Annotated in this window: 16 protein-coding genes; 2 read left to right on the top strand and 14 right to left on the bottom strand. The window is 61.3% G+C overall.

Annotation, left to right across the window (positions count from 1 at the left end; translation table 11 throughout):
* Positions 1 to 3 precede the first annotated feature (3 nt).
* The 12 genes from tssK to tssA form a co-directional block, all read right to left on the bottom strand.
* Positions 4 to 1,335 (bottom strand): type VI secretion system baseplate subunit TssK, encoded by a 1,332-nt coding sequence (gene tssK / locus K1X80_RS15530; RefSeq protein WP_200659778.1) that lies wholly within the window; start codon positions 1,333 to 1,335, stop codon positions 4 to 6.
* Entirely contained in the window at positions 1,322 to 1,822 is a 501-nt protein-coding gene (gene tssJ / locus K1X80_RS15535) for a type VI secretion system lipoprotein TssJ (RefSeq protein ID WP_200659769.1), read from the bottom strand. Before tssJ ends, tssK begins: the two co-directional genes overlap by 14 nt.
* A 5-nt stretch (positions 1,823 to 1,827) precedes the next feature.
* Positions 1,828 to 2,946, bottom strand: coding sequence for a type VI secretion system-associated FHA domain protein TagH (gene tagH, locus K1X80_RS15540; protein WP_220172268.1), 1,119 nt, complete (start codon positions 2,944 to 2,946; stop codon positions 1,828 to 1,830).
* 15 nt (positions 2,947 to 2,961) lie between these two features.
* Positions 2,962 to 3,099: a type VI secretion protein TagU gene (locus tag K1X80_RS28210; RefSeq protein WP_115128353.1), complete on the bottom strand. Its 138-nt coding sequence runs from the start codon at positions 3,097 to 3,099 to the stop codon at positions 2,962 to 2,964.
* 67 nt (positions 3,100 to 3,166) lie between these two features.
* On the bottom strand, positions 3,167 to 4,693 hold the full coding sequence (locus tag K1X80_RS15545; RefSeq protein WP_120733288.1) for a sigma-54-dependent Fis family transcriptional regulator: 1,527 nt from the start codon (positions 4,691 to 4,693) through the stop codon (positions 3,167 to 3,169).
* Positions 4,693 to 7,266 carry a type VI secretion system ATPase TssH gene (tssH, locus tag K1X80_RS15550; RefSeq protein ID WP_200659818.1) on the bottom strand — a complete coding sequence of 858 codons (2,574 nt, stop codon included), beginning with the start codon at positions 7,264 to 7,266 and terminating at the stop codon, positions 4,693 to 4,695. The genes K1X80_RS15545 and tssH overlap by 1 nt, the downstream gene beginning before the upstream one ends.
* A 2-nt stretch (positions 7,267 to 7,268) precedes the next feature.
* Positions 7,269 to 8,285: a type VI secretion system baseplate subunit TssG gene (gene tssG / locus K1X80_RS15555; RefSeq protein ID WP_200659761.1), complete on the bottom strand. Its 1,017-nt coding sequence runs from the start codon at positions 8,283 to 8,285 to the stop codon at positions 7,269 to 7,271.
* Complete coding sequence (gene tssF / locus K1X80_RS15560; protein WP_220172269.1) at positions 8,249 to 10,018, bottom strand: type VI secretion system baseplate subunit TssF; 1,770 nt, start codon at positions 10,016 to 10,018, stop codon at positions 8,249 to 8,251. Before tssF ends, tssG begins: the two co-directional genes overlap by 37 nt.
* Positions 10,008 to 10,427, bottom strand: coding sequence for a type VI secretion system baseplate subunit TssE (gene tssE, locus K1X80_RS15565; protein WP_169989801.1), 420 nt, complete (start codon positions 10,425 to 10,427; stop codon positions 10,008 to 10,010). Before tssE ends, tssF begins: the two co-directional genes overlap by 11 nt.
* A gap of 14 nt (positions 10,428 to 10,441) precedes the next feature.
* On the bottom strand, positions 10,442 to 11,917 hold the full coding sequence (tssC, locus tag K1X80_RS15570) for a type VI secretion system contractile sheath large subunit (RefSeq protein WP_200659736.1): 1,476 nt from the start codon (positions 11,915 to 11,917) through the stop codon (positions 10,442 to 10,444).
* A 27-nt stretch (positions 11,918 to 11,944) separates the two neighbouring features.
* The gene (gene tssB / locus K1X80_RS15575) at positions 11,945 to 12,442 is read right to left on the bottom strand and encodes a type VI secretion system contractile sheath small subunit (protein WP_220172270.1); all 498 of its coding nucleotides are present in this window, start codon (positions 12,440 to 12,442) and stop codon (positions 11,945 to 11,947) included.
* 31 nt (positions 12,443 to 12,473) lie between these two features.
* Positions 12,474 to 14,027: a type VI secretion system protein TssA gene (gene tssA / locus K1X80_RS15580; RefSeq protein WP_220172271.1), complete on the bottom strand. Its 1,554-nt coding sequence runs from the start codon at positions 14,025 to 14,027 to the stop codon at positions 12,474 to 12,476.
* A 564-nt stretch (positions 14,028 to 14,591) separates the two neighbouring features.
* On the opposite strand from tssA, the gene K1X80_RS15585 reads away from it, so the two are divergent.
* Positions 14,592 to 15,107 (top strand): Hcp family type VI secretion system effector, encoded by a 516-nt coding sequence (locus tag K1X80_RS15585; RefSeq protein ID WP_029291189.1) that lies wholly within the window; start codon positions 14,592 to 14,594, stop codon positions 15,105 to 15,107.
* Positions 15,108 to 15,163: 56 nt separating this feature from the next.
* Here the strand turns inward: K1X80_RS15585 and K1X80_RS15590 are convergent, their stop codons facing one another.
* Positions 15,164 to 15,985 carry an aldo/keto reductase gene (locus K1X80_RS15590; RefSeq protein ID WP_057436903.1) on the bottom strand — a complete coding sequence of 274 codons (822 nt, stop codon included), beginning with the start codon at positions 15,983 to 15,985 and terminating at the stop codon, positions 15,164 to 15,166.
* A gap of 88 nt (positions 15,986 to 16,073) precedes the next feature.
* Complete coding sequence (locus K1X80_RS15595) at positions 16,074 to 17,099, bottom strand: AraC family transcriptional regulator (protein WP_220172272.1); 1,026 nt, start codon at positions 17,097 to 17,099, stop codon at positions 16,074 to 16,076.
* 217 nt (positions 17,100 to 17,316) lie between these two features.
* Between K1X80_RS15595 and K1X80_RS15600 the strand changes: the two genes are divergently transcribed.
* Positions 17,317 to 18,261: a transporter gene (locus tag K1X80_RS15600; RefSeq protein ID WP_220172273.1), complete on the top strand. Its 945-nt coding sequence runs from the start codon at positions 17,317 to 17,319 to the stop codon at positions 18,259 to 18,261.
* Positions 18,262 to 18,281: the final 20 nt, after the last annotated feature.

The following is an 18,281-nucleotide window of genomic DNA, read 5'->3' on the forward strand; positions in this document are numbered from 1 at the left end:
GGTTCAGTTCCTGATAGCCCAGAATTTCAATTCAAGATCGGCAAACTCGCCGCTGACATGGAAGGCGAATCCACCTGAATGTGCCAACTGCTCCAGGTCGCGGGGGCTGAGCTCGAGCATGAAATAGGTTTTTTCGGCATGGAAAGGAATCTGCCGGGGCGCCACAGGCAACGGCTTGACGCTAATGCCAGCCAGGTGCAGGTTGACCAGCTCGCGGATCCGCTCCACCGGCCCGATTTTCAGGTGCGCCGGCAACCGCTGGCGCAACACCTCTGAATCGCTACGGGCACTGGCGGCCACAATGAAAGTCGCAGTGCCCAGCAGATTCAGGTCGTTGACCGGGCACACCAACACCCCGTATTGACGGGGCTGCAGCACCAGCTCAATGGCATGTTGCTCGAGTACCATCGACAGCACCGCACGAATTGCCGCCATCAGCTCACGGAAGCTCGGTCCCTGCTCGCTATGTTGGTAGCGCCCGTCAAAACCGGCGCGTTTGGTAGCGCTGGAAAACGTCGAAAGCTCCCCCAGCAACGCCAGTAGAGCCTGGTACAACACGTCGGGGCCCAGGCGGGTCTGGTCCAGATAGTGGCGCAGGATCAACTCCGTACGGTTGATCAACTGCAACATCAGGAAGTCCCCCATCTCGGCCCCGGCCGCCTGGCCAGCGTCCTGCAAACGCTCGGCAATCGCGTCCCCGCGGAACGCCAACAGGCTGACCACCTCCTTGAGGCAGGACAGTAAAAAGGGCGACCCATGAAGGTGCATGAACGTCGGCGAGAACAGGCTGTCGAGGGCTACAACGCCCTGGCCGTTACAGTCCAGGACCTGTGCGACTTTGAGCCTGACGTAGGTCTGGACGTCATGGTCGTCGCCAAGCAGCAGGCGAAAATCCGGGCGGGCGCAGGTTATGGCGCAGCGTGTGTCTTCGCCGGCATTGGCGTCTCCCACTTCCACTTCGTACGCGGTGTAGCGCGCCACTACATCAGCTTGCGCCGGGCGGCGAACCTCGACGGCATTGCCGGCAACCATCGGCAACGCCAGGTACACCGCCTGGCTGCCGCTGTTTGGAGGAATTTCCAGCACCAGCGGCGCGCTCAGGTCACGCATATCGAACAGCGTCCCATCAGGCAGCACGCCACTGGCCTGGCTGACCACCACCTTGCCCATCTCGAGGTACTGCGGGTCGATTTCCAAGGTCAGGAAGCCCCAGGCATAGCCCTGTGACAACTGGCTGCGGCGGGCCAGTTGCTGATGGTAGTAACGGTCGTTGTGCTGCAGATGCTGAGGGCGCAACAACATGCCCTCCTGCCAGGTGACTTTATCGAGCAGCATGTGAGTCACCTGCCTGGGTCGGCTGCCAATCGGCTGCGCGCACGCCCGCTTCATCGAACAACAGTTCGATACGGGTCCGCGAGCCAACGGCCAACGGCACGACATAGCGCCAACGTGCCTGGGGCAAATCCCGGTAGGCCGCCAACACCCCGATGTAGCGGCCGCCCGACGTTGCCCTGAGCTTCAGCGGGACCTGCTCACCAGGGCGCAACTCCCATTCTTCGCTGCTTATCAGGTCCTTGGGCAAGCTGCTTTCGGCACGTCCATACAGGCTGAAAAAATCCGCATTCTCGAAGGCCACCGGATTGCTGAGCTCCAGCAAACGCACCACGATAGGCGACGGCCGACCATTCAGATCCGGGTTGACCTGATCGCTGGCAGTCAGCGTCAGGTCCAGCTTGGTCAGCTTCGAATAGGGGGACAGGTTGCTGCAGCCGGGCAACAGGCCCATCACAGCGAGTAACAGAACAAAGGTGAAGCGTGACATGGGGATCATCCAGAACAAGTACTGTGAAGGGTGGAAACCAGGCGTACCTGCTCCCGGTAGGCGTTGGCAAAGTCCTCGCTCAGTAAGCGTTCACTCCAGCCTTCGTCCTCGACCAGGCGCTGATAATGGCGTAGGTAGGCACGCCAATAGGCGCCGCTGGTGGGGAGCCGCGGCGTGTTGCCCTGCTGTTCGAAACGCACCAGCAACTGGCCCGGGGCAAACGCCGCCAGTGCGCCGCGCACGGCGGCACGACAACCCGCGAGCACCGCGACCTGATGCACCTGCAAATCGCGGTAAGCCTGGATAACCGCCAGTTCGGCTGGCAGCCCCTGCCGCTCACCGCCCAACATGGCCTCCAGGGAATCGGCACCGCCCATCAAGGGAGGCTGGTCGCTCGGACGCCCGAGCGAAGCGCTCAACTCACTTTTCAACTCTTCGTGGGTGTGCAGGTTCTGCTGCAACCCTTCGGCGGCCTGCCTGAGCAAGCCCGCTACCTTGATTGCCAGCGCTTGCCGCCCTGGTTCGTCGAGCGGGTCCAGGCACACGCCCAGCGCCTTGGAAAACGCCCCCCAGAACAGCGCGTGGTCGTTACCTGCCGGGGGGCTTTCTGCCGCTGGTGCAATCTGCGGGGCAGGCTCTACCAGGGTCGGCACAGTCACATGCTGGCGCTCGACCGTGCTGGTGTCCGTCCAGCGCGTTTCCTCTGAGTGCTGGGCCTGGCCGGGCATGGCATACAGCGGATCCAGCTGCAGGAACGCGTCATCCGGAATCAGGTTGTCGCTGTGACTCGCGGCGCCAGCCACCGCCACCAACTGCGTGCGAATATCAAACGGGCCCATCCGAAACACCATGCCTTGACCAATAGGCCGGGCCTGGCCCTTGCGCAAGCGCACGGCGCTGTCCCCCAGGCAAATGCCATTGCTGCTGATGTCCGTCAGAAAGTACTGATCGTCACGAAAGCTGATCAAGGCATGATGATTGGACAACTGACGGCTGGGATCGGGAATGACCCAATCACAATCGGCACCACGGCCAATCACCCCGCCGGCGCCGTCAAACACTTTGTTGCGGGTCGAGCCGGGCATGCCTTGCCAATTGCCACAGATCTCAAATATCAACTGCATACGGGGCCTCCGGGCTTATTGCGGGTACTGGTCGGGCCGCGGATCTCCCAGCGGCCGATATTCATCGTCGTCAAACACGTAATTTGCCGTACAACCACTCAGCACCAACATCAGCAGAACAAGGACTAATACCTGCCACCGAGAAACAATCATCACGCCTCTCCCATTGAAATAAATCCGTCCGAGCGCAACAGCCGGCGCCTGTCAGTCAGGGCTGGTGTCATTCAGCGCTCCCCCTTGATGCTTCACCGAAAGGGATATTCAGCCGCGCGAGGCGGTACAACAGGGTGCGCCTGGCGACTCCCAGCTCGCGGGCGGTGCGGGTGCGATTGCCGCGATTCTTGTGCAGGCAATCAATCAGCAAGCCACGTTCGACGCGCTCCAGGCGTTGGCGCAGCGTTGCGTCGCTGGCCTGTGTGGAGGACGCCAATGGCAACGACAAATGTTGCGGCAGGATCACCCCGTCGTCGCACAACAACACCGCGCGCTCCACCAGGCACTTGAGTTCGCGCACGTTGCCGGGGAAGCTGTGGCTGGACAGTTGATCCAGGGCCTGGTCCGACCAGGACACCGGTGCTCGCCCCTGGGTCGCGCAGGCCTGGCCCGCAAAATGGCGAGCCAATTGCCGTGCATCGCCTTCGCGATGGCGTAGGGCCGGCAGCTCGATTGGAAACTGCGCCAGCCGGTAGTAGAGGTCCTCGCGAAAGCTGCCCTGGGCCACCATTGCAGGCAGGTCGCGGTGGGTGGCGGCAATGATCCGTACATTCACTTTATGGGCGACGCGGGCGCCCAGCGGGCGTACTTCGCCCTCCTGCAATACCCGTAACAACTTGGCTTGCAGTGACATCGGCATGTCGCCGATTTCATCGAGCAGCAACGTGCCGCCGTTGGCGGTATCGAACAGCCCCGGTCGGTCCCGGTCGGCGCCTGTAAACGCGCCTTTGCGATAGCCAAACAGTTCGCTCTCCAGCAACCCTTCCGGGAATGCCGCGCAGTTCTGCACGACAAAGGCCTTGGACCGGCGCGGGCCCATGGCATGGATCGCCCGCGCGACCACCTCCTTGCCCGTGCCGGTCTCGCCGCGCAAAAGCACGGTATAGGTACTGTCCAGCACCTTGCCGATCAGGCGGCAGGTCTCATCCATCGCCGTACTGTTGCCGATCAGGCCGAAGCCGTTGGGACGCAGAACGTTATCGCGCGCCGAATGGGCCGGCGGCGGGCAAGGCTCCGGTAACAGCGACCGCTGGCGCAGCGCAAACACCGCCAACTGCCCCAGTGTCGTGGCGTACCCCTGCAGGTCGATGCTGCGTTCGGTTACGCATAACAACACGCCCTTCACAGCAAGGTGGCGATGGGTGACGGGGACGCACAGCAACGATTGCCAGGGCGCCGGGCCTGACGGAATAAAAGTCGTGTCATAAATGCTGTCTTGCAGGCCGCGGATGCTCAAGGTGCGCTTGTGCTCCAGGGCGAACTGCAGCAATTGCTGGTGCTGCTGATCAACTGCTGCACGTGCGCCGATATCCCCAGGCCCTGCATCTCGCCGGTATTCGGCAGCCAGCACCAGACCACGGTCGCCCTCATCTGCCAGGTACACCTGGCTGAGCGAGCACTGGCTCAACTGCACGGCGGCATGGGCAAGTTGGCCAGGCATACTTGCCCGATCGCTGTCGATGCCCATGTGCAAGAGCCACTGCACCAGCTGTTCGGCAGGATCAAGCGCCTGTGACAACGGGTTCTCCCTCATCACGCAAACTCACAGATTACGTGACCGTCGCCATCCAGCGTCCCGTGGGCACGCTGCAGATGCTCGTCCCTGGCCATTGCCTCAAGCAGGCGATCGACAACCAGGGGCAATAGATTGGCGTCGATCCATTGATCGACATACCGCGCCCCGCTGTCGGTGTGGGTACAGCGCTCTGCCAGGTAATCGACCAGCCGCGGGCAATAGCTGAACGCTAACTGGCGCTGCAACAAACGCTGAGCCAGGCGCTGTAATTTGCTTTCTACCAATTCCCGCAGCACCGCTCCGTTGATCGGGTAGTACGGCACTACGCGCATACGGGCCAGCAGCGCCGGCTTGAAATGCTGCTTGAGCAGCGGCGCAAGTGCTTCCTGCAACGCTTGTGGGGTGGGATGCCGTGTGGCCCGGCACAGGTCGATGGTGCATTCGCTGCCAAGGTTGGAGGTCATCAGGATCAGGGTGTTGCGAAAGTCGATCTCACGTCCCTCACCGTCATTGGCCCGCCCTTTGTCGAAGACCTGGTAGAACAGGTTCATCACACCGGAGTGCGCCTTCTCGACTTCATCGAGCAGCAGCACCGAATAGGGCTTTTGCCTGACCGCCTCGGTGAGGACGCCACCTTCGCCATAGCCGACATACCCGGGCGGAGCACCTATCAGGCGCGACAGTGAGTGTGGCTCCTGGTACTCGGACATGTTGATAGTGGTCAGGAACCGCTCACCGCCATACAACAGCTCGGCCAGGGCCAGTGCCGTTTCTGTCTTGCCGACGCCACTGGGGCCGACCAGCAGAAACACGCCCACGGGCGCATCGGGGCGGTTCAGGCCTGCCGCAACCGCACGCATCGAGCGATCCAGCGCCTGTACGGCGTGCGCCTGGCCAAGAATGCGCGCCCGCAGATCGGTGGCGAAATCGCGGACCTGGGTGCTGTGCTCGCAGGCCACCTGGCTCAGCGGAATTCCCGTCCACGCGCTGACTACTTCCGCCACCAGCCGTGGGCACACTTCGAAGCTGACCAGGCGCTGGTGAGATTGCTCGGCCAGCAGACTGCCGTGGGCCTCGCACAATTGCTGCTCAAGCACCTCGATTGCCTGCCCCGACTGACGAGCCTGGCTCACCTGTATGCGCAGGGCCAGTATCGCTTCGGCCATCTCGCGCTGGCGCGTCCAGCACTGCTTGAGGTGCTCGTGTTCGCAACCGATGGTTTGCAGGCGTGCAGCCAGAACCTGCAGCGCGCCCGGATCTATAGGTAACCCAGCGTCCCTATCGCGGCAAAGCGCCTGGTGCTGGCCGGTGCTTTCAGCCAGCTGCGCCGCCACGGCCTGCAACGCCGGCGGGGCTGTCACCAGGCTGATGCGCACACGGGCGCAGGCCGTATCGAGCAGATCCACGGCCTTGTCGGGCAACTGTCGCCCCGCCAGGTAACGGGCAGACAACTGCGCGGCGGCAACCACGGCGTCATCGCGCACGTACACGCCATGGCTGGCTTCATACACCGCAGTGAGACCCCGCAGGATGGTCACTGCGTCATCGACACTGGGCTCCTGGACATGCACCGGCTGAAAGCGCCGGGCCAATGCCGGATCCTTTTCGAAGTATTTCTTGTACTCCGACCAGGTGGTGGCGGCGATGGTACGCAGCTCGCCACGGGCCAGCGCCGGCTTGAGCAGGTTCGCCGCATCGCCGCTGCCGGGCGCGCTGCCGGCACCGATCAAGGTGTGTGCCTCGTCAATAAACAGGATCACCGGCACCGGTGAGGCATTCACTTCGTCGATAACGCCCTTGAGCCGCCGCTCGAACTCGCCCTTGATGCTGGCACCGGCCTGCAGCAGCCCCATGTCGAGGACCAGCAGGCGCGTATCCTTGAGCACTGGCGGCACTTGCCCACAGGCGATCTGCCGGGCCAGACCCTCGACCAGCGCAGTCTTGCCGACACCGGCCTCACCGACAATGATCGGATTGTTCTTGCGCCGACGCGCCAGGATATCGGTCAGTTGGCGGATTTCTGCGTCGCGGCACAATACCGGGTCAACCCGCCCCTCTAAGGCTTGCTGAGTCAGATCATGGGTGAAGCGCTGCAACAACGACTCATTGTTGGCGCCGGCTGTCCCACGGGAACCCTCAATCTCGGCGCTCAGGGCGAATTCAAGCAGGCGCTGCGCATCGAGGCGCGCCAGCAGCACCTGATAACGACTGCCTGCGTGAGACTGTGGGTTACGCAGCAAGGCGAGGATCAAGGCTGCGTCACCGACCTGGGATTGCGCCAATTCCAGTTGGGCAACCGCCAGCGCTTGCTGCAACCATTGCACCAGCAACGGCGCAAACACCGGATTGCGTGAAGTGCCCTGGCCCACCCTGGGCTGCAGGGTGGCTTGCAACTCGCCCTGTTCGACACCGGCATCTTGCAGCGCGCGCACCAGCAATCCTTGCGGGTGCTCCAGTAGCGCCAGCAACATGTCCTCCACCAGGACTTGCGTCCCGCCCCGGGTCACACAGCGTTCGGCGGCACGCTCCAGGTCTCGGCGAGTGTGCGTCGTCAACACGCGAATCAGTTGTTGCAAGTCCACATTCATCATCGTCATCCGTTTCTACCGAGTTTATTGGCCAGGGTGAGCACGCCATCCGCGCGCGCCTGCCCCATCCAACTGGTCCATCCCAGCCGGCACACATTGCGCTGGCCTATATGCAGCGCCCGCACCTCCTCAGTACGCAGCACCAGACGCAGGTCATAGTCCAGCGGATCGCGCACGGCGAAACGCACCAGCGCGCCAAGCGGAGAGTGGCTTGCGCCGGTGGGCAGAAAATCATGAAACCGCTGCCAGTCGAGGTTCTGGATATGCACCCTGAACTTGCCGGCACGGTCGACGACCTGCCGCCCCAGGACCAGGTTCTGGCCCAGAAGGCTGCTGGCCTGACCCAATTGGTTGCGTTGCCTGCGGGCAATCACCACCTTGCGCTTGACGCACTGTTCGATCAGCAACTGCGGGTGCTTGAAGTAGTAACGCAGCACCGTTTCGATAAGCGCCGCCGAATGGGCGCGCATACCCAGCAAGCCCAGGTAGGGCAGCAGGCGCTTCCAGTCCAGTTGCGTCGCGCCCCGAACGGCACGGCCGCCCAGGCCTATCAGGGCGAACATCTGCTCGGAAAACGGGTCGCTGGCTCCCGCCCGAAAGCACGCCCGGTAGCGGTACTTGCGCCACAAAGGCAGCATCAACCGATGCAGGCGGTGGTGAAACAGGTCGAGAAAATCGCCGACAGGATTACCGCCCGCCCGTTCGGTCAATGCGTGTTCACCATAAAACGCCGGCAGTGGCGAATTCGCCCCCACCAGTCCCAATACGTTGAGGCGCAAACGTGCGCGCAGTTGCCCGCCCTCGACAAAGAACGTCACCCGGTCAATATCGTTGCCGGGAAACCCCAACCCCGGGTTGGCCTGGAACTCCAGGCGTTCATACAGCGCCTCATCGCCCAGGGACGGATGGGCGTCACGCAAACACTCGATCACCTGCGAGATCGCCTGGAACAGCGAGTACTCGCGAATGGTCCGCGAGAGTTCGGTTAAAGCAGAGCCTGCAGGCCCATCCGGGATGGCCATAGGTACACCTCTCCTTGTGTGCTGGTAACACGCAGTTCGTGATACGAGTTGAGGCTCGCATACAGGGCAAAAAACTCGTTGAGGACCGAGGCAAACACAAACAGGTCGCCCTCTCCGAGGAAGTGCTGGAGGTCGACGGTCAGGTCGATTGCCACACCTCGAATCGGCAAACCGCCGTGTAATCTGTCAATCGGCCGCTGGCTGATCGAGCGCAACCCGCCCAGCCTGCGGATGCTGACTTTTTCCGCCTGGCGATCGTGGTAGCGCGGCAGGTCATAGGTCTCGAGCACCACTTTCAGCGCATTGATATCGCTCAGGGACAGGTAGTTGAGCGACATGTTGCTGATCAGCTTCCAGAGAAAGTCGCTGTCCAGCGGGGGCGCAATGCCAGGGGTGGCTGCCGTGATATTGCTGAAGGACAGGAATTCGGGTGTTTGCTCGCACGCTTGATTGATGTCACCGATACGCAATGTGCGTGGCAAATCATGGTTGGTGCAGGTCATCTCGACAGACAGGGTTTCCTGATCACCGGACTGGCGACTGCCAAAGCTCAGGTAGGTATCCAGCCCGCTGTGTTGCACGGAGGGCCGCTGGCGGATGCTGTAGCACGCGGTCTGCTCATCGTGCTCGAACGACTCGAATGGCACGTACGTCTGGTAGCCCAGGCCACCCGGACGCCACCCCGTGACCTGGTCGACGGAGAACACCGCGCAATGGCCTGGCGCATAGTCAGCCCCCAGCAGCAGATACTCGTCCTGCCGGCCATCCAGTCGGATCGGCACTCCATCGTGCTTGAACAGGTTGACCACCGGCGTGCAAAACAGCTTCACGTTGTCCAGTGTGGGCTGCACCTGCTCGGGATTGCGCTGGCCAAGCTTGAAGCGCAACTCAACGCCCCGCACCTGTTTGAGCACGTCAACCGGCAAGGTTTGCAGAACATCCAGACCACCGACGTCGACAAACAGATACTTCTCTGGAAACGCAAAATACTCCTGCAGATGCCGATACCCAGTGAACGCATTCGGCGGATAAGGCAGCAATGCCTCTGCTTCTGAAAAACCTGCTGGCTGAACCCCGCAGGCCGGCAGTTGCAGTGACCGCACCTGCCCGTCATGGGCCAGCAGCGGTTCGCCCTGGCCATCGAGTAGCAGCAGTTCGATACCGTGCAGGTGGCGCAGCAGACTCACGTACAGCATCTGGCTGACGTAGCGTTCCCCGGCAAAATGCAAGCGCAGGTGCTCAAGCACCAGTTCGCCCATATGTCCTTCGGCGGTCATCTCCAGGCACAGGCTCAACAAGGCCCCCTCCCCCTGGGCCGAGTAATCCAGCGCGCTGATTTGCAGGGGCAGCACATCCGTTGCGTAACAGGTGCGAAAACGGCAACGCTCACCGTCAATCGCCACACTTTCCACCGGCGTGTCCCGCTCGACCGTGACCGCCGGCCCGGCACGCAGCAGCGGTGCGAACTGCAACATGCTGAACGCGGGTAACGGGCGCATGTAGTTGGGCCACAACAGGTGCATCAGCGAATGGCTGAGCTCGGGCAACTGGTCGTCGAGCTTCTGTCGCAAGCGGCCCGTCAGGAACGCAAAGCCCTCAAGCAACCGCTCGACATCCGGATCCCGGCCTCTGTCCCCGAGGAACGGGGCAAGCGCCGGATTGCGTTCGCAGAAACGTCGCCCCAACTGCCGCAAGGCATTGAGTTCGCTCTGGTAATAGCGGTTAAAGGACACCTGGGGCGACCTCGACACGTCCGTTGCCCGTCAGGCTTGCGCAAAACACCACGTTCTGCACGACGCCGTCGATGGTCAACGCGCCCTGGATATCAAAGGCCAGGGCCAGCGGGTCGCGATCCCGTGGCAACGCAACGACCCGTACGTTGCTCAAGCGCGGTTCGTAGGCCGCGATAAACCGCTCGATCAGAAAGCGTGCCTGGCTGAGGGATTCGTGCAGGCTCAGACGCATGTCATTGAGGTCCGGCAGGCCGTAGTCGGGCAGCGTCTGCACACTGCCCGCCCGGGTGCTGAGCATGTTGCCCAGGTGGGTGGCCACCGACGCGGCGACACAGGCGAGTGGCGTGCGCCCCGTCGACTGAGGCGCGGTGCCTGCAAGGCGCTCAAGGAAGCCGCTGTAGTGACTCATCTCAGGCCCCCGGCTCATTCTTTATCGAGCTTGCCAACCAGGAACAGGGTGAAATCCGCCCCCATGTACTTGAAATGCGGGCGCACGCTGAGGTTGATGCGATACCAGCCCGGCTCGCCATCGACGTCACTGACGACGACCCGTGCCGCCCGCAGCGGACGTCGCCCCCGCACCTCGGCGCTGGGGTTCTCCTGGTCGGCCACGTACTGGCGGATCCACTTGTTGAGCTCCAACTCCAGGTCGGTGCGCTCCTTCCATGAACCCAACTGCTCGCGCTGCAGCACTTTCAAATAGTGCGCCAGGCGGTTGACGATCATCATGTACGGCAGTTGGGTGCCCAGCCTGTAGTTCAACTCAGCGGCCTTGCCCTCGGCGCTGATGCCGAAGCGCTTGGGTTTCTGCACGGAACTGGCGGAAAAGAACGCCGCGTTGTCGCTGCCCTTGCGCATCGTCAGGGCAATGAAGCCCTCCCCCGCCAGCTCGTACTCACGACGGTCGGAGACCAGCACCTCGGTGGGGATCTTGGTTTCGATTTCGCCCATGCTCTGGAAGTGATGCAGCGGCAGATCTTCCACCGTGCCCCCGCTTTGCGGGCCAATGATGTTGGGGCACCAACGGAAGCGGGCGAAGCTGTCAGTCAGGCGCGTGGCAAAGGCGTAGGCCGTATTGCCCCACAGATAATGCTCATGACTGCTGACCACATGCTCGTTATAGGCGAAGGTCTTGACCGGGCAGTCCACCGGGTCGTAGGGCGTTCGCAGGAGAAAGCGTGGCACCGTCAAGGCCACGTAACGGGCATCCTCGCTCTGGCGGAAGCTCTGCCATTTGGCAAACTGCGGCCCTTCGAAGTGGTCTTTCAGATCCTTCAGGTCCGGCAGGCCGGTAAAGCTCTCCAGACCGAAGAAACCCGGCCCGGCGGCGGCAATGAACGGCGCATGGGACATGCAGGCGACGCTGGATACGTATTGCATCAGCTTGACGTCAGGCGCGCTGGGCGACAGGAAATAGTTGGCGATAATGGCGCCGACAGGCTGACCACCAAACTGACCGTATTCGGCGCTGTAGGTATGTTTGTAGAGACCCGACTGCACAACCTCCGGCGAGTCCTCGAAATCGTCCAGCAGGTCCTGCCGCGAGACGTTGAGCAGCTCGATCTTGATGTTTTCCCGGAAGTCGGTGCGATCCACCAGCAGCTGCAAACCCCGCCAGGCCGCTTCCAGTGCCTGGAAGTCGGGATGGTGGAGGATTTCGTCCATTTGCCGGCTGAGCTTGGCGTCGATCTCGGCAATCATGCGGTCCACCAGTTGTTTCTTGACCGGCTCGCCTCGGTTTTGTGGCTTGATCAATTCCTCGATAAAGGCCGCCACACCGCGCCTGGCGATGTCGTAGGTTCCATCATCGGCCGTCAGGCGGGTCTGGGCGATGATGTCGTCGAGAATGCTGTATGCGCTATCCAGGGGGGTGGCCTGGGCGCTAGGGCTAGTGGTCATAAGGTCAGTGTCCTTTTACTGAGAAAGTCATGGGTTGGGGCTGTTCAGCCCCAGTTCGGCCAATACCCGTGCACGGGCCTGGTCATCGGCCAAGGCGCTTTCTATGGCCTTGCGAAAGCTCGGTGTATTGCCCAGAGGGCCTTTGAGCGCGACCAGCGCCTCACGTAACTCCATCAGTTTTTTCAATTGCGGAACCTGCTCGACCAGTTGGGCCGGGTTGAAGTCCCGCATGGCGTTGATGCGGACCTGGATGGGCAACTCATCGGCTTCATCGGTTTCCTGCAATCGATTGGGAACACCCAGCTGCAGACTCAAGGCTTGCTTGGCCAGCACCTCGTCGAACGTGTTTTTGTCGATACTGATGGGCTTGCGGTCTTCGACCTTGCGCGTGTCTTCGCGCTGGGTGAAGTCACCCAGGACCAGCAGCTTCAGGGGCAGCTCAACTTCTTCCTGGACACCGCCTATGGCCGGCTTGAACGTGATGTTGATGCGTTCCTTGGGGGCGACCGAACCTTCTTTGGCCATGATGTTTCTCCTTTGCGTAATGACGGAAAACCTATTGGAGTACCGCTTCCAGATCGACCTGACACAGCTTGCGATAGACATCGTCCTTGCGCTCGCGCAGACCATGGCCCTGGGGCAATACGTCGTAACAGGCGTACAGCTGTTGCAACACCTCCAGGGTCAGGTCCGGTTCCCAGCGATGCAGGCTGCCGTGCTGCAACTCCTGCTCAAGCTGTTCAAGCTGGATCCTGGCCAAGTCATGCTTGGCACCCTGGATACACAACCGAGCCAGGCCCAGGCGCCAATAAAACCGGGCACGGTCACCCCGCGCAGCCTGCATGGCGTTTTTGTAGGCCTGGACAGCGGCCTTCAGCCCCTCCTTGCGCAGCAACGGAGCGACCGTCTGCAAGGCCTCCTCCCATGGCGCCGGACCAACACTGGCAATATTCCTTGGTGGCACCCTTGCCTGCAGGTGGTGGCTGACCTGGCTGTCGATCCACCCGCGAGTGGTAGCGTCGGCAAAGGGTGTTCCATCGTGGAAGCGCAATTGAGCGACCCCCGGTAATCGTTGCAGCAACAGGGCGAACTGAATCTCTGTCTCGACCATCGCCAGTTCGGCCTGCAGCGCCTGGAGGCACTCCCAGAGCATGCGCACGCCGTCAAACCAGAAAGGCGCGCCCGCCAGGCTGGCCTCAAGCTCCAGTAACAGGTCGGCGTAATGCCCTTGGGCAAAGCGCTCCTGGTAGCGCTTGAGTTTGTCGGGCAGCAACCCACGCAACGGCGTTATCTGTTCGCTGTTGCTATCGGGAAGACCAGTGATACCCAGCCAGCCCAGCGTCCGGCTCAGGCGCAAAGCCCGCAGGTCAGTGGCGTTCTGGCGCAGCCACCAGGTACACAGCGGTCGAGCGCCGTCCTGCAGCGTACGCAGGAGCCTGTGAACGTCTTTTTCGTTGTTCACCACCGGCTCAGGCGCCAGCAGTTGGGTCGCGACCTGCTTGACCTGGGCAACCACCCCGCTCACCCCGGATGGCGGCGGATCGTTCTCCCGGGCCTGTTGCAGCTTGTCCGCCAGTTGCCTGCGCGCAGCCAGTAGCAACGGCGCATCGTCCCCCAGGTGCCTGACCCACAACTGGTCAAGGTCGGACAATTGCACGGCCAGGCACTGGAACAGGGAACGCTGGTGCTTGAGCGAAAAACTCTGCGCCAACACCGGTTCAATGCGCTGTACCAACCAGCCAAAGGCCGCAATGCGGGTACGCTGCTTGAGGGGGTGAACCGTCGCCCAATGGTGCTCACACAGGTCGCGCAACAGGCCGAGCCCGGCGAGCAGGCCGGAAAAGGACTCGCGTTGATACAGAGCCCATGTCAACCAGGCAACCACCCGCAAATCCTTGGATTCGTGACGCAACAAGGCTTCACTTTGGTCCACCACGGACTGCCAGTCCGGCTGGCTGTTGCCATGGATCGAGCGGGCTTTTTCCAGCTCACTTTCCAGCGCTTCGTATCCCGCCGAAAAACGCATATCCTCCCCTGCAAAACAGTCAACCGAAATCGGCGACCGGGCAAGTTTCAAGTAATAAGCAGAAAGTTTGTCTGAATAAACCATGATGGCCGCAGTGTGCTGATCAATGCTCAATTAAAGTAGGGCAAGCATCTATATAAACGCCAACACCTCACTTACTGAATTCCGTTTCCGTGTAGCGACAAGTACGAACCATAGCCAGCTGTATTTTATTGGGCAAGTCAGCCAGGCGCACTTAAGGAGATTCCTACAAAATCAAAGCAGCCCGCAATTTTGTAACTAAGCGTGCTCAACGACCCTCTTCCCACCCAATAAAACAGCCCATTTTATTGGGCGACATACCTGCCAGCACCCTTGCGCAAAAAGCTGCGCACACTTTCCAGGCAAGCTGCATTAAAACTATATATCCACCTATCAACACTGCGACGTACGCTGACCAGGCAATTAACTGCGCACTACTGCGCAAACAAACTCAACTTCAAAGACTAAAGCCCTTCTAACTCGGCGCCTATTAAGTCTCCACCACGAACAAGCGCCCTTATTTTATTAGGCCGACTGAAATCCGGCACACTTCTTGTTAGTAAGCAGCGCCCATCCGGCAACGGCGCCCCTCGGCGCAAACTCATCTGTCAGGCAAGGAAACCCGTCATGCCAACACCCGCATACCTCTCGATCACCGGCACCAAGCAAGGTTTGATCACGGCAGGCACGTTCACCCAGGATTCGGTAGGCAACATCTATCAGGAAGGCCACGAGGATCAGATCCTGGTCGAGGCATTCCAGCATCAGGTCATCATTCCCCGCGATCCGCAATCGGGCCAGCCAACCGGCCAGCGTGTCCATAAGCCGCTGATGATCAGCAAGGTATTCGATAAATCTTCGCCGCTGCTGTTCAGCGCGCTGACGTCCGGGGAAATGGTCAAGTGCCGCCTTGAGTGGTATCGCACATCATCCGCCGGTACCCAGGAGCACTACTTCACCATCGAGCTGGAGGACGCGATCATCGTCGACATCCAGTCACGGATGCCCAACTGCCAGGATCCGGGAAATGCGCATTTCACCCACCTGGAAGATGTGCACTTTACCTACCGCAAAATCGTCTGGACCCATGAGGTTTCGGGCACTTCAGGCTCTGACGACTGGCGCAGCCCGGTGGCCGGCTGAAGCCCGACCCGGCGGCAACGGCGTCGCAAGCTGCGATGCCGTAGCAGTCGGGTGTGTCACACCATCGCCAACGGATGCTTGCGGATTGGCGCGCCGAATACCCGGTCGATGGCATCCAGGTCATGCTCGTCAAGAACCAGCCTGGCCGCCGCCGCGTTGAGGCGCACGTGTTCAGGGCTCACGGCTTTGGGGATGGCGATAACGCGGTCCTGCCGCAGTACCCATGCCAGGGCCACTTGAGCCGGTGTGGCCTCGTGTCGACGGGCAATCTGCTTGAGGGTGGGGCTGCTCAGCAGGTCTCCTCCCTGGGCGATCGGGCAGTACGCCATCAACGGCAGGTTGTGTTGTTGCCACCAGGGCAGCAGGTCGAACTCAATGCCGCGCTGCTCGATGTTGTAGAGCACCTGATTGGTGGCGCAGGCGGGTGATGCCAGCTCCTGAAGATCCGATACGTCGAAGTTGGACACGCCCCAGCGCCCGATCTTGCCGGCATCACGCAGCCGCTCAAAGGCGTCAACCGTTTCTGCAAGAGGGTATTGCCCGCGCCAGTGCAGCAGATACAAGTCGATGTGATCGGTGCCCAGTCGCTTGAGGCTGGCTTCGCAGGCCCGTGGGACCCCGGTTTTACTGGCGTTGTGCGGGTAGACCTTGCTGACCAGGAACACCTGGTCCCGGCGCCCCTGGATCGCCTCCCCGACCACTTCTTCCGCACCGCCTTCGCCGTACATCTCGGCGGTGTCGATCAGGGTCATGCCCTCGTCGATACCCAATTGCAGGGCAGCGACTTCCGCTGTTCGCCGTGCAGAATCTTCCCCCATACGCCAAGTGCCTTGGCCGATGACCGGAACCGGGGTACCCGCCAGATCAATGGTGCGCATGCCAACCTCCAGATAAGTGTGCGTTGCCATCATGTGGCACTGCCCGCGCCACAGGGTTCAATGCAAATCCACGGCCACGCGCCGGCCCTCAGCCCACGCTGCGAAACGCACTGGGACTGAGCCCCGTCCAGCGCTTGAACGCCCGGCGAAAGCTGCGTACGTCACTGTAGCCGACCTCTTGGGTAATACGCTCGATGGACAGCCCGGGGTTGCCCAGCAAACCCATGGTCCGGGCACGACGCACCTGTTCCAGCAAGGCTTCGAACGTCAGCCCGTGGTCGGTCAGGCGCCGACGCAAGGTGCGCCCGCTCATGTTCAGGTCACTGGCGACCTTCTCCAATTGACTGCACTGCAAGTCGCGGGAAATAGCGCGCTCCACCGCCTGGATCAGGTCCATTTTGCGGTGCAGCTGGGCACTTTCCAGTTCCAGCAGGCCAAGGGCCTGGCGCAATGCCAGGGCATGGTGATTGGGCAATTGCACGTCGAGCCAGCGGGCCTCAAGCACCATGCGGTTGTGCAGGCAGCCAAAACGCACATCATCACCGAACAAGCGCTGGTACTCGGTGGCATACACCGGCGGCGCATGCATGAACTCCATGCGCAACGGCTTGAATTCGCTGCCCACCAGGGTCCGACCGTAGACCATGAGGCTGGCAAAGAACTCTTCGGCGGCAAAAACCTGGACGTCGGCATAGGGCAGCAGGCATTCGACCTCGACCATGACCTCCAGCGCGCCTTCAAGGGTGCGCGAGGTGGCGATACCGCCGGAGGTGTGCTGGTGCCGTTCGCCCACGGCAAAGGCATCGCGCAGGGTCTTGCACAACGAAATGACATGCCCCAGCAAACCCAGGGTGCCCAGCACATTCTGATTGCCGACACACAGGCCCAGACCCTGCTCAGGCATGACCTTGAGGGCCCGCTGGATCATCGCCACGGCCTGGCGGTAGGAAATGCGCAGCGCCGGGTCGTCCAGGTCCGCCAGGGTGAACCCCAGGCCACGGCAAAGATGCTCGGCATTGGCGCCCTTTTGCGCCACAACCTGCCCCAGGGTTTGCAGGAGAAAGGGCGAGACCAGGGCCAATTCGTAATGTGGATCAACGGTTTTGCTGTGCATGGATCTGCGATTCCCGACTGTATGCCCGGTTATTGTTTTAGAAACATCCTGACAATCATAGGTGCTTGCAAGGCTCGCCGCACTCTGAATGAACGGTGTCCGGCAAAGCCCCCTTATGTGGCCGCCAATACCCTGCCCACTAGGGCGCCAAGGGCTTATTTGTATGGGCCAGGCCCCGGTGAGGGCCGACCTTCCAACAATAATAATGAGCCCTGACATGAATCCGACCCGTGCGCTTGCCCCCCTGCCCTTTGCCCTGGCGCTTATCAACATCAGCCTGCCGACCCTGGCCACCGAGGGCGGCGTAGACAATATCGGCCCTGGTACCGACGGCTTTTACATCCTGCCCCTGGATGTCGATCACCTGCCGGACCACATGTTCGCTTTCAACCTTTACTACAACCACTATGAAGCGACGAAACTGGACATCAGTTCCCTAGGGGGCAAAGTGCCGCAGGTGAAGATCCGCTCGGACGCGATCATCCCGCGCCTGGACTACCTGAGCCCGTTGCGGGTGTTTGGCGGGCGGTTGGGCGGCTACATCGCGCAGCCTTACCTCAAGCAACAAGTGGCGCTGTTCGGCATGTCTGACCAGCGCGAAAGCATGGGTGACACCACCATTGCGCCGATAATCCTGTGGGACCTGGGCAAAAACCTGACCCTGGGTGCCGCCGTGGAAATCACCGTGCCTACCGGTGAGTACGATGCTTCCCGCCTGGCCAATACCAGCAACAATTTCTACACCTATAAGCCCCTGGTGTCGGTGACATGGCTGCCTGACGAGCGCACTGAGCTGTCGATCAAGACTACCTACAGTTTCAACAAGGAAAACCACGCCACGGACTACCGTTCCGGGCAGATTTTCCACTTCGACTACTCGGCCAGCTACAAGGTGACCGATAACCTGAGCCTGGGTATCAATGGCTACTATCTCAAGCAGACGACTGACGATAAGCAGTACGGGCGCACTGTCACCAATATCTACGGCGAAGATGTCGACGATGGGGTGCGGGGCCAGGTGTTTGCGGTGGGGCCGGCGGTGTACTTCACCTTTCTCAAGTACGCCAGTGCGGAGATTCGTTGGGCCAAGGAGTTTGATGTAGAGAACCGGCCGGAAGGCGATATGTTGTGGGCCAAGCTGACGATTCCGTTTGCGTTGTAGGATCCGCCTGAAGCGAGGGG

Origin of the sequence: Pseudomonas sp. So3.2b (assembly GCF_019464415.1) — a bacterium.
Taxonomy (GTDB): Bacteria; Pseudomonadota; Gammaproteobacteria; order Pseudomonadales; family Pseudomonadaceae; genus Aquipseudomonas; species Aquipseudomonas shahriarae.